This is a genomic window from Myroides odoratimimus, from assembly GCF_030326305.1.
Classification (GTDB): Bacteria; Bacteroidota; Bacteroidia; order Flavobacteriales; family Flavobacteriaceae; genus Flavobacterium; species Flavobacterium odoratimimum_A.
Genome location: NZ_JACAKB010000014.1, coordinates 15,736 through 30,075, shown reverse-complemented (window position 1 = coordinate 30,075; position 14,340 = coordinate 15,736). Strand labels below are relative to the sequence as shown.

The following is a 14,340-nucleotide window of genomic DNA, read 5'->3' as shown; positions in this document are numbered from 1 at the left end:
AACGTAATATGAAATTAACATCAACAACAAAACCATCAAGAAGATCTAATCCTAGTTATTTTTGGAAACAGTTAGGAATAGGTCTTTTTGTTTTGGGAAGTTTGACTACCCAAGCACAAAAAAAGCCTTTAGACCATTCTGTATATGATGGATGGCAATCTATAGGGACAAAAACTTTTTCTAATAATGGAGACTGGATCTTATATCAAGTTAATCCGCAAGAAGGAGATAAGACTCTTTATATAGAGACGGTAAAAAAAACTAAAAAACTTGTAGTTCCAAGAGGGGAGAAACCTGTATTTACAGGGACGTCTAACTTTTCTGTTTTCTCTATTCGTCCTACTTATGCTGATTTGAAAGCAGTAAGAACAAAAAAGAAAAAAGAAGATGAAATTGCTAAAGATTCTTTAGGAATATACAATTTAAAAACAGGAACTTTAGTAAAGAAATCAGATATTAAGTCTTTTAAAGTTCCAGAGAAAAAAGGAGATTACTTAGCATATTTATTAGAGCCAGCTAAAGATACTGCAAAGTCAAAAGACAAAAAGGAGGTAAAGAAACCTGCTAAAAAATCAGACAAAGATGCTCCTTTAGAATTGGTATTTGAGAACTTAGTAACAGGAGAGAAAATCTCTTATGAGAATGTAACAGACTATTATTTTGATGATTTAGGACAGTACTTGGTTTTTGTTACAAAAGATCCTAATGCAAAGAAAAAGGATGATAAAAAAGAAGAAAATAAAACTGAGGAAACTAAGGAAGTAGCAGATACAAAAGAAGAAACTGCTAAAGGGCCTTTCGGAGTATTTGTAGTTGATTTGAAAACAAAAGCAGTTAAAACAATCTTAGAAGGTACAGGTAAGTATTCTCAGTTCTCTTTTGATGACAATGGTAAGCAATTAGTATTTATTGGAACGAATGATGAGGAGAAGGTATTAGTAAAGAAATATGACTTGTACTATACTAATCTTGTGACAGGTGCTACAGTATTAGCTTCTAATACTACAAAGGGAATGCCTAAAGATTGGGTTGTTTCAGAAAATAACAAACCTCGTTTTAGTAAGAATGGAGGAAGATTGTATTTAGGTATTGCACCACAGCCTATTGCTAAAGACACTACACTTATAGCAGAAGATCATGCTGTAGTAGATATTTGGCATTATAATGAAGACTATATTCAGCCTCAACAGTTAGTGAATCTAGATAAGGACTTAAAGAAAAGCTTTTTAGCTACTATTAACCTTAAAGATAGAAGTAAACTTATTGCTTTAGCTGATGAGAAAATCAATGGAAGCCAATTAGTAGACGAAGGAAATGCTAATATTGTGTTTAATTCTTCAGACTTTGGACGAAGAGTAGAAAGACAGTGGAATATCTCAGGAGTTTCTTCTTATTATATTGTAGATGTAAATACAGGTAAAGAAGTAGAGGTAGTTGCCGACTTACCAGGCTCAGCTCGTATATCACCAAAAGGAACAGCAGTGGTGTACTATAATAGTGAAGAAGGTAATTGGTATGCTTATGATATTAAAACAAAGATTACAAAACACTTAAATAAAGGTTTGTCAGTATCTTTTGCTGATGAGACTTTTGATATGCCTGACAATGCCTCTTCTTATGGAATCCAAGCATGGACAGATAACGACGAGTCAGTTTTAATTAGAGATCGCTTTGATATTTGGGAATTTTATTTGAATAGTAATAAAGCTCCTAGAATGGTTACTAATGGATATGGACGTAAGAATAATATTGCTTTTGATGTATTAAAGTTAGATGATGAAAAGCGTTCATTCAACAGAACAGAACAAATAATCTTAGCTGCATTCAATGAAAAAACAAAAGATGCAGGATTCTTTACTACAGAAATAAAGAGTACAAAAGCCCCTAAAGAGGTATTAATGCAACCATATAGTGGTTATAGTTCTTTGTTTAAAGCGAAGGATGCTAATGTATATGGTTATTTAAAAGGTTCTTTTACAGAGTCAATGAATCTATATGTTACCAATGATTTAGTATCAGCAACTCAATTAAGTGATATTAATCCACAACAAAAAGAGTACAATTGGGGAACTGCAGAGCTAGTGCATTGGACTACACCTAAAGGATATGAGTCAACAGGAGTATTATTTAAACCTGAAGATTTTGATGCAAATAAAAAGTATCCGATGATTGTATACTTCTATGAGAAGTTATCAGATAATTTACATCGATATGAAGCTCCAGCACCAACACCATCTCGTTTAAATATTCCATATTTTGTGAGTAATGGTTATTTAGTATTTACTCCAGATGTTAGTTATGTAGATGGATATCCAGGTAAATCAGCAGAAGAATATATCAACTCAGGAGTAGAATACTTAAAGCAAAATAAATGGGTTAATGCTGATAAAATTGCTATTCAAGGACAAAGTTGGGGAGGATACCAAGTAGCTCATTTAATTACAGTAACAGATATGTATACAGCTGCATGGTCAGGAGCTCCAGTAGCGAATATGACGTCAGCTTATGGAGGTATCCGTTGGCAAAGTGGAATGAGCCGTCAATTCCAATATGAAAAAACACAAAGTAGAATAGGAAAAACACTTTGGGAAGGACATGACTTATATATTGAAAACTCACCATTATTTAGAATGCCAGATGTAAAAACACCAGTGGTTATTATGCATAATGATAACGATGGGGCAGTACCATGGTATCAAGGTATTGAAATGTTTATGGCATTAAGACGTTTAGGAAAACCAGTTTGGATGTTAAACTATAATGGAGATGAGCACAACTTGATGAAACGTCAAAATAGAAAAGATATTCAAATACGTCAACAACAATTCTTCGATTATTACCTAAAAGACGGTAAAGCACCAGTTTGGATGGTAAAAGGAGTACCTGCAACAATGAAAGGAAAAGATTGGGGATTTGATCTAACAGAAGATCAGGTGAAATAATCTAAGTAGATAAGAACAAAAGAATGGCTATTCTGTACAGAATAGCCATTCTTTATTTATAGTAACTTTCTAAAATGAAATAATGAATAGAGTAAAACGAAAAAAGACAGCGAAGTGCATGCTGTCTTTTTTACTTAAAATCAATATATTCAACTACTCTATTTCTGTGCAGGTAATGTTCTTGTCAGCCAACCTCTCTTATTAGCTGTAGCGATAGCATAAGGAGTAATCCAAAATAGTGTAAACGTATAGAAAATACTATATGGATATGCCCAGAAAGATTCTGCTATGCTATATCTTTTCGAGTAGAAAAATACTTGAATACTCGAGAAAATAAAAATACTTACTAATGCAGAAGTGATAAACACTAGAGGTTTTGTAGCTACGAAGAATATCATTAAAATTAATAGGGGATAAGCCATTAATACTCTTAACCATTGGTTTAATAGTAAAATTCTTGGCCCTATTGTCGATCCTTCTCTAAACTTCTTAAAAGCAAATTTACTCATAGCAATGTTCTCTCTAACATTACTTCTTTCCCAACGAATAAACATCTTGTATAATGTTTTGTACTCTTCAGGAGTATTGGTTAATACATAAGCATTACGTTGGAATAGTACATGATATCCTTGTTTTAAAATCATATTTGTCATGGCTCTATCCTCACCTATATCAGAAGGTTGTCCCATGAAAGTTTGGTTGATCCAATCTTCTAAACAATGCATTACAGCCTCTCTTCTATATGCTGCTAATGCTCCTGGAGTACATAGTACTGATCCTAAAGCACTCTGAGCAGAACGAATAAATTCGAAACTAAATACAAAACTTACATTTAGCATTTTAGGTATAATTCCATCTTCTGTATTTAGTACCCTCACATTTCCTCCTACAGCTCCACACTTCTCATTGTGTACGAATGGACTAACTAAGTTTCTAAGGGTATCTTTTTTTACAATAGAATCACTGTCTACTGTAACATAAACTTCACCTGTTCCAATATTAAAACCTCTATATAGAGCGTGTCTTTTTCCTTGGTTTTTAGGTTGTTGTAATATAGATACTCTATCTCCTAGTTCAGCTTTAGCTTTCAGCATCCAGTTCCATGTATTATCTTTACTACCATCATCTATAGAAATAATCTCTAATTTCTCTATTGGATAATCACCATTGGCTAAACTAAGTAGTGTGTCATATACTAGACGACCTTCATTATAAGCAGGAACTATAACAGTACATGTTGGTAATTCTTCGTCACTTAATGAAGCAACAGGTTTATATCTAAAATAAAGATATACTATATAAAGTAAGAAGCTCATTTGTAAAACAAATAGAACAAGTCCAAAGTTAATTACAGTAGAACCCCAAAATGATTTTAATTGTTCGAAACGTATTCTCTCGAAGTATGGTTGTAATTTGTAAATTAAAAATAATCCTACCCCCATTAGTAAAAAGGTACCTCCTAAAACGATATAATCAGTTGTAGATAATGATTTTGTCTTTAAAGGTTTTCCTTCTTGTTTGTCTAAAGGAGTTGATTGTGGCGTATTAATCGTTTTGTCGTTTTGCATAACCTTATCTTTTAATATTGTTATACTATTTGTGTGTTTGTTTTATAATTTATTTTTTAGTGTTTGTATTTGAGAATATATCTCATTATAAAAGTTTTATGAACCAAATAGTTATTTAAATACCTTCAATAGTTGTGCCATCACTGTTTTAGGCTGTTTGAGCCTTTTTTTAACAAAACGAATGACACATAGTGTAGATTATTGTGGAATGAAGTGAGGTCATAATACTCTTTTTTGTTGTGGAATAGTATTTATTAGCATGATTATAGAGTCATATTCACTCTTTTAGTCTATATAGTTAATTTATAAACTAGGTTAGAAAGAATATTTAAAACAGTATTTTTGTAAAGCTCTCAACTAGAAAGGGAGTGCAAATAGAAAAGAAAAATAGGATTATGAAAGAAATTATAGGAGATTATAAAGCTGTCTTAGACTTAGGAGAAATGAAACTAGACCTAGTACTGCATATTAAAAAAATAGATGATGTGACTTTAGATCTTCCGAGTCAAGGAGCGATGGGAATCGCAGCTACCAATATAGTTTATAAAGAATCTGATTTAAGTTTCTCTGTATCAGCTATTGGAATGAGCTTTGTGGGTCATTATATAGAAGATAGAATAGAAGGAAAGATGAGTCAAATGGAAGAAGAATTACCTATCGTTTTTGAAAAAACAGTGATTACTCTACCAGGAAATCCTTCATTAGTATCTACGGAAGATGAATTAATGGTCTTAGCTAATAAAGAACAAGGAGAGTATAAGTATAAAGTAGAAGATTACTTTCAACGTCCTACATCATCTGGATTTCAACTCTCACCTAATGGGAAGTATTTGTCCTATAGAGAGAAAGACGAGAAGAATAAACGCCATGTCTATGTAAAAGAGATTGAGACAGGTAATATCATCCGTGTAATAGAAGAAGGAGAACAGTTAGTAAGAGGGTATGGATGGATTAATGATGATCGTTTAGCGTATGTAATGGATAATGGAGGAGATGAGAACTACCATATCTATGCTGTGAATGTCGATGGTACTAATAATATGGATTTAACCCCATTCGAAAAGGTTCAAGCAGGCATTCTGAATATGCTTAAAGAACAAAAAGATTATATTATCATAACAATGAATTTAGAAAATGCTCAAATATTTGAGCCTTATAAGATTAATATCAATACAGGTGAATATGTCAAGTTGTTTACAAATGATGATCCATCTAATCCTGTATCAGATTATGATTTTGATAAAGATGGTAATCTTAGAGGGTATTCTAAGATGTATAATGGAATACAAACACAGTATTTTTACAAAGCAGAAGGAGAAACAACTTACCAATTATTTCATACTATAAATTGGTCAGATACATTCTCGCTTATGGCGTTTAATTATGCGTCTACAGATAAAGATGAAGCTTATGTTTTGACTAATTTAGATTCTGATAAACAACGCATTGTACTTTATAATTTTAGAACAAAGTCGGTAGTTAAAGAAGTATATGCCAATGCAGAATATGATGCGTCTATTATTGGATTATCTCGTAATAGAAATTGGGAGATTGACTATCTTGGGTACGAAGGCGAGAAAGTTGTGATAGAGCCAGTAAGTGAGACTTTTAAAAAGATTAGTGCTGATTTAGACAGACATTTTGGAGAATATGAGTACTCTATAGCCGCTAAGACAGAAAAAGAAGACCGTTATTTGATTATAGTACAGAGTGATAAGCTTTATGGTAAGTATTATAACTATGATAAAGCTACAGGTGATATTACTCTGCTTTACGATTTAATGCCTCAATTAAAAGAAGAGGATATGGCAGAGATGTTACCTATTTCGTTTATGAGTCGTGATGGGATTAAACTACACGGATATATTACATTACCTAAATCTGCTAAAGAAGGAAGTAAAGTCCCTTTAATAGTGAACCCGCATGGAGGACCACAAGGTATTAGAGACAGTTGGGGCTTTAATCCAGAGACACAATTATTTGCAAGTAGAGGATATGCTACGCTACAGGTTAACTTCCGTATATCAGGAGGTTATGGGAAAGAATTCTTTACATCTGGTTTTAAACAAATCGGACGAAAAGTAATGGATGATGTAGAAGATGGTGTACAATACGTTATTGAACAAGGATGGGTAGATGCTTCTAAGATTGCTATTTATGGTGCTAGTCATGGGGGATATGCTACACTGATGGGATTAGTGAAAACTCCTGAGCTTTACACTTGTGGAGTAGATTATGTTGGTGTATCTAGTATTTTCACATTCTTTGAGTCATTCCCAGAATATTGGAAGCCTTATAAAGATATGGTTAAAGAGATATGGTATGATTTAGATAATGAACAAGAAAGAGAGATTGCTCGTGAAGTATCTCCTGTCTATCAATTACATAAAATCAACAAGCCTCTTTTTGTTGTTCAAGGAGCAAATGACCCTAGGGTAAAAATAGCAGAGTCTGATCAAATTGTAGAAGCACTAAGAGCGCGTGGTTTTGAAGTACCTTATATGGTAAAATATGATGAAGGGCATGGCTTTGCAAAAGAAGAGAACAGTATTGCTTTTTATAAATGTATGATGGGCTTTATCTCAGAGCACTTAAAATAAAGGAAAAAAATCCCTGTTATACATAACAGGGATTTTTTTATCAATTAGTATTCACTATTAGAACCAAATACTGTCTCTCTATTTACATACTTGCCTCTAGTAAAGTCAGGCATCTCTTGTACTTGACCATGTGTTGCAATAGACTTTTCGCTTAGAGGAGTCACAGCATACCAAGTAGCCAAATCATAAATATCAAAAGGGAATTCTATATTTCTTTTGATACTTTCCACAAAAGCATTAATCATAAAGTAATCCATACCACCATGACCTGCTCCTACAGCTTTAGTCTCATTATTTTTCCACAGTGGATGATCATATTGTTCTAAGTAATCCTTAGAATTAGCCCATTGATGAGAATGATTCATCTCTTTTTCGAAGTAGATAAATCCTTTGTCTAATCCACCAGAACTTATCTCTTGCCAGATACCATCAGTACCCTGTACTTTAAAACCTAAATTATAGGGACGTTGTAGCGAAGTATCATGAGTAAGTACCATTGTCTCTCCATTCTCACATTTAAGCGTTGTAGTGACGATATCTCCTTGTTTGAAGTTTACTTTTGCATTTGGGTGATCTTGACCACCATTCTCTACGATGTATTGATGTAGCCCTCTCGCTTTAGATGCCATAGAAGTAAGATGAGTGATTCTATTTCCTCTATTGACATTAAACATAGCAGCTAAAGGGCCTACACCATGCGTAGGGTATAACTCTCCATTTCTATTGACATAGTGATCTGTTCTCCATTTCGCTTCACTAAATCCTTTTTCACCAAATTCTACACCTCCACCATAAGGTTGTACTCCATCGTTAAATAAGACATTTCTAAGGTCGTGCTGATAACCTCCAGTACCGTGGATTAATTCCCCAAACTTACCTTTCTTCACCATATTGAAGACAGCCATAATATCACGACGATAACATACATTCTCTAGCATCATCAGAGGTACTTTTGTTTCTTCATACACATTCACATAATTCCAACACTCCTCTAGAGTCATCGCTCCGCATACTTCCATACCCACTATTTTGCCTGCACGCATAGCTTCTGTACCTTGTCTTTCATGCCATTCCCAAGGAGAAGAAATGATCACAGCATCTATATCATTGCGTTTTAGAAGATTTTGATAGTCATAATCTCCTTTGTCATATACGATAGGTTGTTTCTTATTGTGTTTATCTACGATTTTTTGAGCGCGTTTAATCATTCTGTCATCAGGATCAGCCATTGCGATCACTTCTACATCCTCTCTTTTTAGTAATTCATCTAAATGCACTTGCCCTCTCAGCCCAACAGCAATCATCCCGATACGTACTTTTTTAGTGTTGTTGGAAAAGCTAAATAAAGAAGTAGGTACGATTAATGCACCTATACCAGCCATACTGGTATTTTGAAGAAATGCTCTTCTATTCATAATAGTTATAGTTAATAGGTTAGAACTCAAAAATAGAGCATAAGTAGTTGAATAAAAAGTAAAACAGTTAATTATTTCTCAAAATGAACCTTAGAAGTGTTGTAAATAAGATAGCTTATATCAATGGTGTTTGTATAAAGTAACTATGATAGTCTAAATTAAATTGTAGTAATTTGTAAAAAGTAAAAAGATGAAAATAATAAAAGAAACTCCAATCATAAAAAGTGATAGACTTGTGTTAAGAGAATTAAGAGTAGGTGATGCTCCTCAGGTATTTCATTATTTCTCTAAAGATGAAGTAACACAGTACTACGATTTAGCAACGTTTACAACTGTAGAACAAGCGGAAGAATTAATCAAAATATGGAATACTAGAACGACAAATGGACAAGGTCTTCGATGGGCTATAACTTTAAAGGGGAATGATGAACTAATAGGAACATGTGGATTTCATAGTTTATCGCCAGAGAACAGTAGAGCAGAGATTGGATATGAGGTAACTCCTGCTTACTGGGGAAAAGGAATAGCTAGTGAAGCAGTAGCTTTAATGATAGAGTTTGGCTTCGATACATTAGATTTACATCGCATAGAAGCTTTTATTGATCCTGCGCACAATGCTTCTCGTCGTGTTTTACAGAAGAATGGGATGAAAACAGAAGGTGTTCTTAGAGATTACTTTTTTGAGAAGGGTAGATATGTGGATGCAGAGTTATTATCTATATTAACTGATAAATAGTGAGTTATATTTTTAGATAAAGAAAAAAAGCCAATTGTTCATTTAATTATGAGCAATTGGCTTTTAGTATTTAAATTTTTAAAGGGATATGTGACAAATGTAGGGCATTTATAACTAGTATAAAAGCCAAAAAATGTCTTTTTTGTAAGATAAAACTCTTTTGTCAATAATAGAGTAAATCTGTGTAATTAAAAGGTAAAATAGAGCTTATTTGTCTTTTTGCTCTTTTATTAGTTTAAAATTTTCACACCTTTTAAGAATATCCAACGCATACAGATTTTGTCTCCTTTATCAGTTTTGAATACTTTAAATTGAGGAGCTAAGATTGTAGCGGTTACAGCACTTGTCAGTGGCAACCAAAAACCACTTAATGCTGTAAAAGTAGAGAATGCTAAACGACATAAAATGAATAGTACAGCAAAACTCACAAACTGTAAGAGGATGGTTTTAGTAGATACACTCATGGTTTAATCATTTTTATTAATATATTTTCCTTTTTTACTTCCTTCGTATAATTCGTATTTTACTAATCGAGCTTCCAGTTTTCCATTGTATAATTTAATTTTTCTAGAAGGTCTTAAGCCTACGAATTTTAAAGCTTCTACATTACCTGTGATAAACCAAGCTTCTGTACCAGGATACCCTTGTTTTAATGTATCACCTACTTCTCTGTAAAAACGTTCTAGATTTATGTCTAAACGTTCTCCATAAGGAGGATTGAATACCATATGTAGTGGGCCTTCTGTCTCTTTTTGAGTATCGAAGAAGTTCGCAGTTTTTATCTCGATATATTCGTCTAAGTTAGCATTTCTTACGTTATCTATCGCTTTTAATACTGCAGAAGGTGCCTTATCGTATCCTTTTATTGTATAATGGAACTCGCGTATTCTTTTTAGTAGAGACTCTTGTACCTTGTCAAAAAGATCTGCATCCCAATCATTCCATCTTTCAAAAGCAAATTCTTTTCTATTAATATTTGCAGGAATATTACATGCAATCATAGCAGCTTCAGTTAAAATTGTACCAGAACCACACATTGGATCCATAAAATCGCTTCTACCATCCCATCCAGACATTAATAACATTCCTGCTGCTAATACTTCATTGATAGGAGCTATATTAGTAGCTGTTCTATATCCACGGTGGTGTAGAGAAGTTCCCGACGAATCTAGTGATATTGTACAAAGATCTTGTTGTAAGTGAACATTAATTCTTAAGTCTGGATAATCTTTATCTATACTTGGGCGTACTCCACTTTTATTTCTAAACTGATCTACGATAGCGTCCTTTGCTTTCAACGCAACGAATTGAGAGTTGTTAAAATTATCAGAGAATACTGTAGCATCTATTACGAAGGACTGATTAGCTGTTAGATACTCACTCCAGTCAATACTTTGAACTCCTTTATATAAGTTTGCTTCATTATATACTGCAAAAGTAGCAATAGGTTTTAAGATTTTTAAAGCTGTACGCAGAGATAGATTGGCTTTATACATAAAACCTTTATCTCCTTTAAAACTTACCATTCTAGTACCCTGTTGTACATTTAATGCACCTAATAATTGTAATTCTCTTGCTAATACTTCTTCAAAACCGAAGAAGGTCTTAGCTACCATTTTAAAATTTTCCATCTTTCTTCTTATATAAGGAATAATTGACTATTCTGCTTTAAACCAATATACTACATTTGATAAAAACGCTATAATTTACTGCATTATATCATTATTTCAAGACTATTTTAACTAGTTATAAAATCCTGATATGTCTGTGATATATCCTAGGTTTAATCCGCAAAAATAAAGTAAATTTGCAGGCTAATTAAAAAGTTTTAAAATAAAAGTATGTCAAAAGAGAACAAAGATTGGTATAAGTCGTGGTTTGACACCCCTTATTACCATACTTTATACAAAGATAGGGATTACGAAGAAGCACAAGTGTTAATTGATAATTTAACTCATTATTTAAATTTAGAAGAAGGGGCAAAAGTGTTAGATTTAGCTTGTGGCAAAGGAAGACATTCTATATATTTAAATTCTTTAGGTTATGATGTCACTGGAGTAGATCTGTCGCCTAATAGTATAGAAGAAGCTAGCAAGTATGCTACAGATACACTTCATTTTGAAGTGCGTGATATGAGAGAGCCTTCTACAGAGAAGTATGATGCAATCTTTAATTTATTTACTAGTTTCGGATATTTTCCTGATCCAGCTGATAATATGCGTACATTAGATGCTATACATAAGAGTGTAAACGAATACGGATTAGCTGTAATTGACTTTATGAATGTTGATAAAGTAATTGCTAATTTAGTGCCTTCTGAGGTTAAAACAGTAGACGGTATTGACTTCCATATTACTAGAAAATATGAAGATGGGTTTATAATCAAAGAGATAGTCTTTGATGCAGATGGAGAACATCACGAATATGTAGAACGTGTTAAAGCGTTAAGGTTAGAAGATTTTGAAGCTATGATGAATGAGAAAGAAATTTATCTTCTAGATGTTTTTGGTGATTATAAGTTACGCAAGTTTTATAAAAAAGAATCAGATCGATTAATTATGATTTTCAAATAAGCCAATGGTTTATATTATACCTTTATTATCAGTTATTGCAGGGTATCTAATAGCAGTGTTATTACAGCCCAAAAACAAAAAGAATTTAAAGTTGCTAATGGCCTTTAGTGGATCATTCCTATTAGCATTGACAGTTACCCATTTGTTACCTGATGTGTATGCAGCTAGTGAAGCAGCATCTTTAGCAGAGCATGCGGGACACAGTCATGATCACGGACATGACCACAGTTCTGGTAATATTGGTTTCTTTATTATGATCGGAATTGTCTTCCAGATTATATTAGAGTTTTTCTCTAAAGGGGCAGAGCATGGTCATGTACATACCCATGATAAATTAGACAAGGTACCTTGGCTTTTATTTATCAGTTTGTGTATCCATGCCTTATTTGAGGGAATGCCAGTTAGCCAGCATGAAGAGTTAGCTTGGGGTATAGCGATACATCACTTGCCAATAGCAGTGATATTGACCGCCTTTTTTATAAATGCAAATATGAATAAGAAGGTAGTGTTCTTCTTTATGGTTGTCTTCTCTCTGATGACACCATTAGGAACATTAGTTTCTAGTAATGTGGAGTTCTTAACTCAGTATTACGCAGAGATATCTGCTATAGTAGTAGGTATTTTATTCCATATCTCATCGACTATTATCTTTGAGAGTAACGAAGGACATTCATTTAATATCAATAAGCTTATTGCTATAATATTAGGAGTAGTAGCTGCTTATTTTATATAAAAAGGATTATAATAATATGGGGAAGACGATTCTTTCGAATCGTCTTTTTTGTTATAGCTAGTTAAGTGTAAAATCTAAGATTAACTTTCTTTAAATAGAATGTCAAGAGTTTTCATAGAGATAAACATTTTACCACTATCTGGGAGTTTAATGAAGTTGTAGTGTGAATAAAAACACTCTGCATCTTTATCAATAGGATCTACTACTACTACTCCAAATGAACCTATAATATTTGATTGGTTATAACATCTTTTTAAAGCATCTATTAGCAAAATTTTACCTATACCTTGTCCTTGATATTGTTGGTTTATTGCAAATCTACCCATAAGTGTAGTAGGAATATTTTTATAAGAGAGAGGTAGTTTATCTTTTAAATTATTAGGTAATGTTTCTAAAGGAATACTGGTATTGGATAAAGTATAATAACCTTTGATTAGAATATTATCGTCATTGAGTAATACAAAACAACTTGCTAAATTGCGTATTTGATCTTGTCTAGCTTGATTCTTAAGATAGTTATTCAGTAACTCTTTACCACAGTCAAAGTTTATTCTATTATGCTTTTTTTGTAGTAGTTCTGTTAGCATATTACTTCTTATTAGTCAGCACCGAATTATAATCAGTGAATGCTTTTTTTAAAGAAGTAGAAGGTTCCTGAACTGTATTAATTGCATTAATAAATATTTCTGCATCTCGTTCAGAAGCAATAATTACCTCATTATCTTTAATAATTTCTTCTGCTTTTTGTTGTAGAATATTAAGTATAAAATCAGTTAAATTTTTATATCCGCCCAATACAGAGGCTCTCTCAAATAGAAGCTTTTGTTCTTTTGAAAGTAAATTATTAAGTTCTATTGTATTTTTGGATACTGTGTTCATCATAAAATGATTTAATGCAAATGTATGAAAAAAAGTATATAGTATATGTGTTTTTAATGTTATATCTATTTTAAAATTAAATGGTTATAGATTTATAGGTACTATTATAGTAAGCATAGTTGTGTATTTTCTCTAAGTAGAATAAAATAATATAATAGAAGTGATTTAGATGAGTCGTCTTTTTTATGTTTATTTCTAAAATAGGCTAAACCTAATCATTTATTTAATAAGTTTTCTAACTAAATGCAGTCCACCTATACTATATGCTACATCTATTGGTATAATAGCATTATCTAATAAAAACTCACCTTTATTGTATTGAACTATTCTTTCATCGAGGAGCAACAGGTGGTCATTGCTCTCAGTGAGTATATCTAAGTTGTGTTCGTTTAGGTGGATGTGTTCTATATAATCTATATTTCCGTAGGTAGATAGTTGGGGTATAGAGATTCGTTGTTCATTGAGATAGGTAGTATATTTCGTAGCGCCTCCTGGAAAACCAGACCAAGGAAGTGCTTTTCCAATCTCAAATTCTATATTAGTCAAGTCTCCTTTAAATAAGAAATACTTCTCTTCTAGATCTAAAAACGGGAGAGGTAGTGATTTCTTTTCAAATACTTCTTCTGCTTCCCAAAAGTGAACTACCCTATGAGCCCAGTCTACATTATCATAGTCTTCGGCTGATAAATCCTCCTCCCAATAGTGCATATACAGCTGTCCTGTTCTTAAAGGAAGTATAGACTGTTTCAGTGCGTTTTTTTGTTCCTCTGATAGGTCAATATACACACTAGGTACTGTCGATGTATTAGCAGAGATGGGGGTGTTTTCTCTTTTCCCAAATAGTCTTGATATAAATCCCATAGTAAGAGGAGTTAGTTTCTTCTAAACTAAGAA

General features: G+C 32.7%; 12 protein-coding genes. 5 read left to right on the top strand and 7 right to left on the bottom strand.

Features of this window, described 5'->3' with window-relative positions; all coding sequences use genetic code 11:
• Nucleotides 1–8 precede the first annotated feature (8 nt).
• Entirely contained in the window at nt 9–2,942 is a 2,934-nt protein-coding gene (locus HX049_RS11190; RefSeq protein ID WP_286415857.1) for a S9 family peptidase, read from the top strand.
• 158 nt (nt 2,943–3,100) lie between these two features.
• Here HX049_RS11190 and HX049_RS11185 read toward each other — a convergent pair whose 3' ends face one another.
• Nucleotides 3,101–4,510: a glycosyltransferase gene (locus tag HX049_RS11185; RefSeq protein ID WP_286415856.1), complete on the bottom strand. Its 1,410-nt coding sequence runs from the start codon at nt 4,508–4,510 to the stop codon at nt 3,101–3,103.
• 395 nt (nt 4,511–4,905) lie between these two features.
• Between HX049_RS11185 and HX049_RS11180 the strand changes: the two genes are divergently transcribed.
• A complete protein-coding gene (locus tag HX049_RS11180; RefSeq protein ID WP_286415855.1) occupies nt 4,906–7,110 on the top strand; it encodes a S9 family peptidase in 2,205 nt (734 codons plus the stop codon).
• A gap of 44 nt (nt 7,111–7,154) precedes the next feature.
• Here the strand turns inward: HX049_RS11180 and HX049_RS11175 are convergent, their stop codons facing one another.
• Entirely contained in the window at nt 7,155–8,525 is a 1,371-nt protein-coding gene (locus HX049_RS11175) for a Gfo/Idh/MocA family protein (protein ID WP_286415854.1), read from the bottom strand.
• A gap of 190 nt (nt 8,526–8,715) precedes the next feature.
• Between HX049_RS11175 and HX049_RS11170 the strand changes: the two genes are divergently transcribed.
• Nucleotides 8,716–9,261, top strand: coding sequence for a GNAT family N-acetyltransferase (locus tag HX049_RS11170; RefSeq protein ID WP_286415853.1), 546 nt, complete (start codon nt 8,716–8,718; stop codon nt 9,259–9,261).
• 230 nt (nt 9,262–9,491) lie between these two features.
• Here the strand turns inward: HX049_RS11170 and HX049_RS11165 are convergent, their stop codons facing one another.
• Entirely contained in the window at nt 9,492–9,725 is a 234-nt protein-coding gene (locus HX049_RS11165) for a hypothetical protein (RefSeq protein ID WP_286415852.1), read from the bottom strand.
• Nucleotides 9,726–9,728: 3 nt separating this feature from the next.
• Nucleotides 9,729–10,877, bottom strand: coding sequence for a THUMP domain-containing class I SAM-dependent RNA methyltransferase (locus tag HX049_RS11160; RefSeq protein ID WP_286415919.1), 1,149 nt, complete (start codon nt 10,875–10,877; stop codon nt 9,729–9,731).
• Nucleotides 10,878–11,102: 225 nt separating this feature from the next.
• Here HX049_RS11160 and HX049_RS11155 point away from each other — a divergent pair, with 225 nt between their 5' ends.
• Nucleotides 11,103–11,834, top strand: a complete 732-nt coding sequence (locus tag HX049_RS11155) for a class I SAM-dependent methyltransferase (protein WP_286415851.1) — start codon at nt 11,103–11,105, stop codon at nt 11,832–11,834.
• 4 nt (nt 11,835–11,838) lie between these two features.
• Complete coding sequence (locus HX049_RS11150) at nt 11,839–12,567, top strand: ZIP family metal transporter (RefSeq protein ID WP_286415850.1); 729 nt, start codon at nt 11,839–11,841, stop codon at nt 12,565–12,567.
• 80 nt (nt 12,568–12,647) lie between these two features.
• Here the strand turns inward: HX049_RS11150 and HX049_RS11145 are convergent, their stop codons facing one another.
• From HX049_RS11145 to HX049_RS11135, 3 genes are all read right to left on the bottom strand, one after another.
• On the bottom strand, nt 12,648–13,154 hold the full coding sequence (locus HX049_RS11145) for a GNAT family N-acetyltransferase (RefSeq protein WP_286415849.1): 507 nt from the start codon (nt 13,152–13,154) through the stop codon (nt 12,648–12,650).
• A gap of 1 nt (nt 13,155) precedes the next feature.
• Nucleotides 13,156–13,449 carry a DUF1778 domain-containing protein gene (locus tag HX049_RS11140; RefSeq protein WP_286415848.1) on the bottom strand — a complete coding sequence of 98 codons (294 nt, stop codon included), beginning with the start codon at nt 13,447–13,449 and terminating at the stop codon, nt 13,156–13,158.
• 216 nt (nt 13,450–13,665) lie between these two features.
• On the bottom strand, nt 13,666–14,307 hold the full coding sequence (locus tag HX049_RS11135) for a hypothetical protein (RefSeq protein ID WP_286415847.1): 642 nt from the start codon (nt 14,305–14,307) through the stop codon (nt 13,666–13,668).
• Nucleotides 14,308–14,340 lie beyond the last annotated feature (33 nt).

Excerpts from the sequence above, each read along its gene's own strand:
- HX049_RS11140 (WP_286415848.1), bottom strand. The coding sequence starts at position 13,449 with ATGATGAACACAGTATCCAAAAATACAATAGAACTTAATAATTTACTT.
- HX049_RS11150 (WP_286415850.1), top strand. The coding sequence starts at position 11,839 with ATGGTTTATATTATACCTTTATTATCAGTTATTGCAGGGTATCTAATA.
- HX049_RS11135 (WP_286415847.1), bottom strand. The coding sequence starts at position 14,307 with ATGGGATTTATATCAAGACTATTTGGGAAAAGAGAAAACACCCCCATC.
- HX049_RS11160 (WP_286415919.1), bottom strand. The coding sequence starts at position 10,877 with ATGGTAGCTAAGACCTTCTTCGGTTTTGAAGAAGTATTAGCAAGAGAA.
- HX049_RS11145 (WP_286415849.1), bottom strand. The coding sequence starts at position 13,154 with ATGCTAACAGAACTACTACAAAAAAAGCATAATAGAATAAACTTTGAC.
- HX049_RS11170 (WP_286415853.1), top strand. The coding sequence starts at position 8,716 with ATGAAAATAATAAAAGAAACTCCAATCATAAAAAGTGATAGACTTGTG.
- HX049_RS11190 (WP_286415857.1), top strand. The coding sequence starts at position 9 with ATGAAATTAACATCAACAACAAAACCATCAAGAAGATCTAATCCTAGT.
- HX049_RS11175 (WP_286415854.1), bottom strand. The coding sequence starts at position 8,525 with ATGAATAGAAGAGCATTTCTTCAAAATACCAGTATGGCTGGTATAGGT.
- HX049_RS11185 (WP_286415856.1), bottom strand. The coding sequence starts at position 4,510 with ATGCAAAACGACAAAACGATTAATACGCCACAATCAACTCCTTTAGAC.
- HX049_RS11165 (WP_286415852.1), bottom strand. The coding sequence starts at position 9,725 with ATGAGTGTATCTACTAAAACCATCCTCTTACAGTTTGTGAGTTTTGCT.
- HX049_RS11155 (WP_286415851.1), top strand. The coding sequence starts at position 11,103 with ATGTCAAAAGAGAACAAAGATTGGTATAAGTCGTGGTTTGACACCCCT.
- HX049_RS11180 (WP_286415855.1), top strand. The coding sequence starts at position 4,906 with ATGAAAGAAATTATAGGAGATTATAAAGCTGTCTTAGACTTAGGAGAA.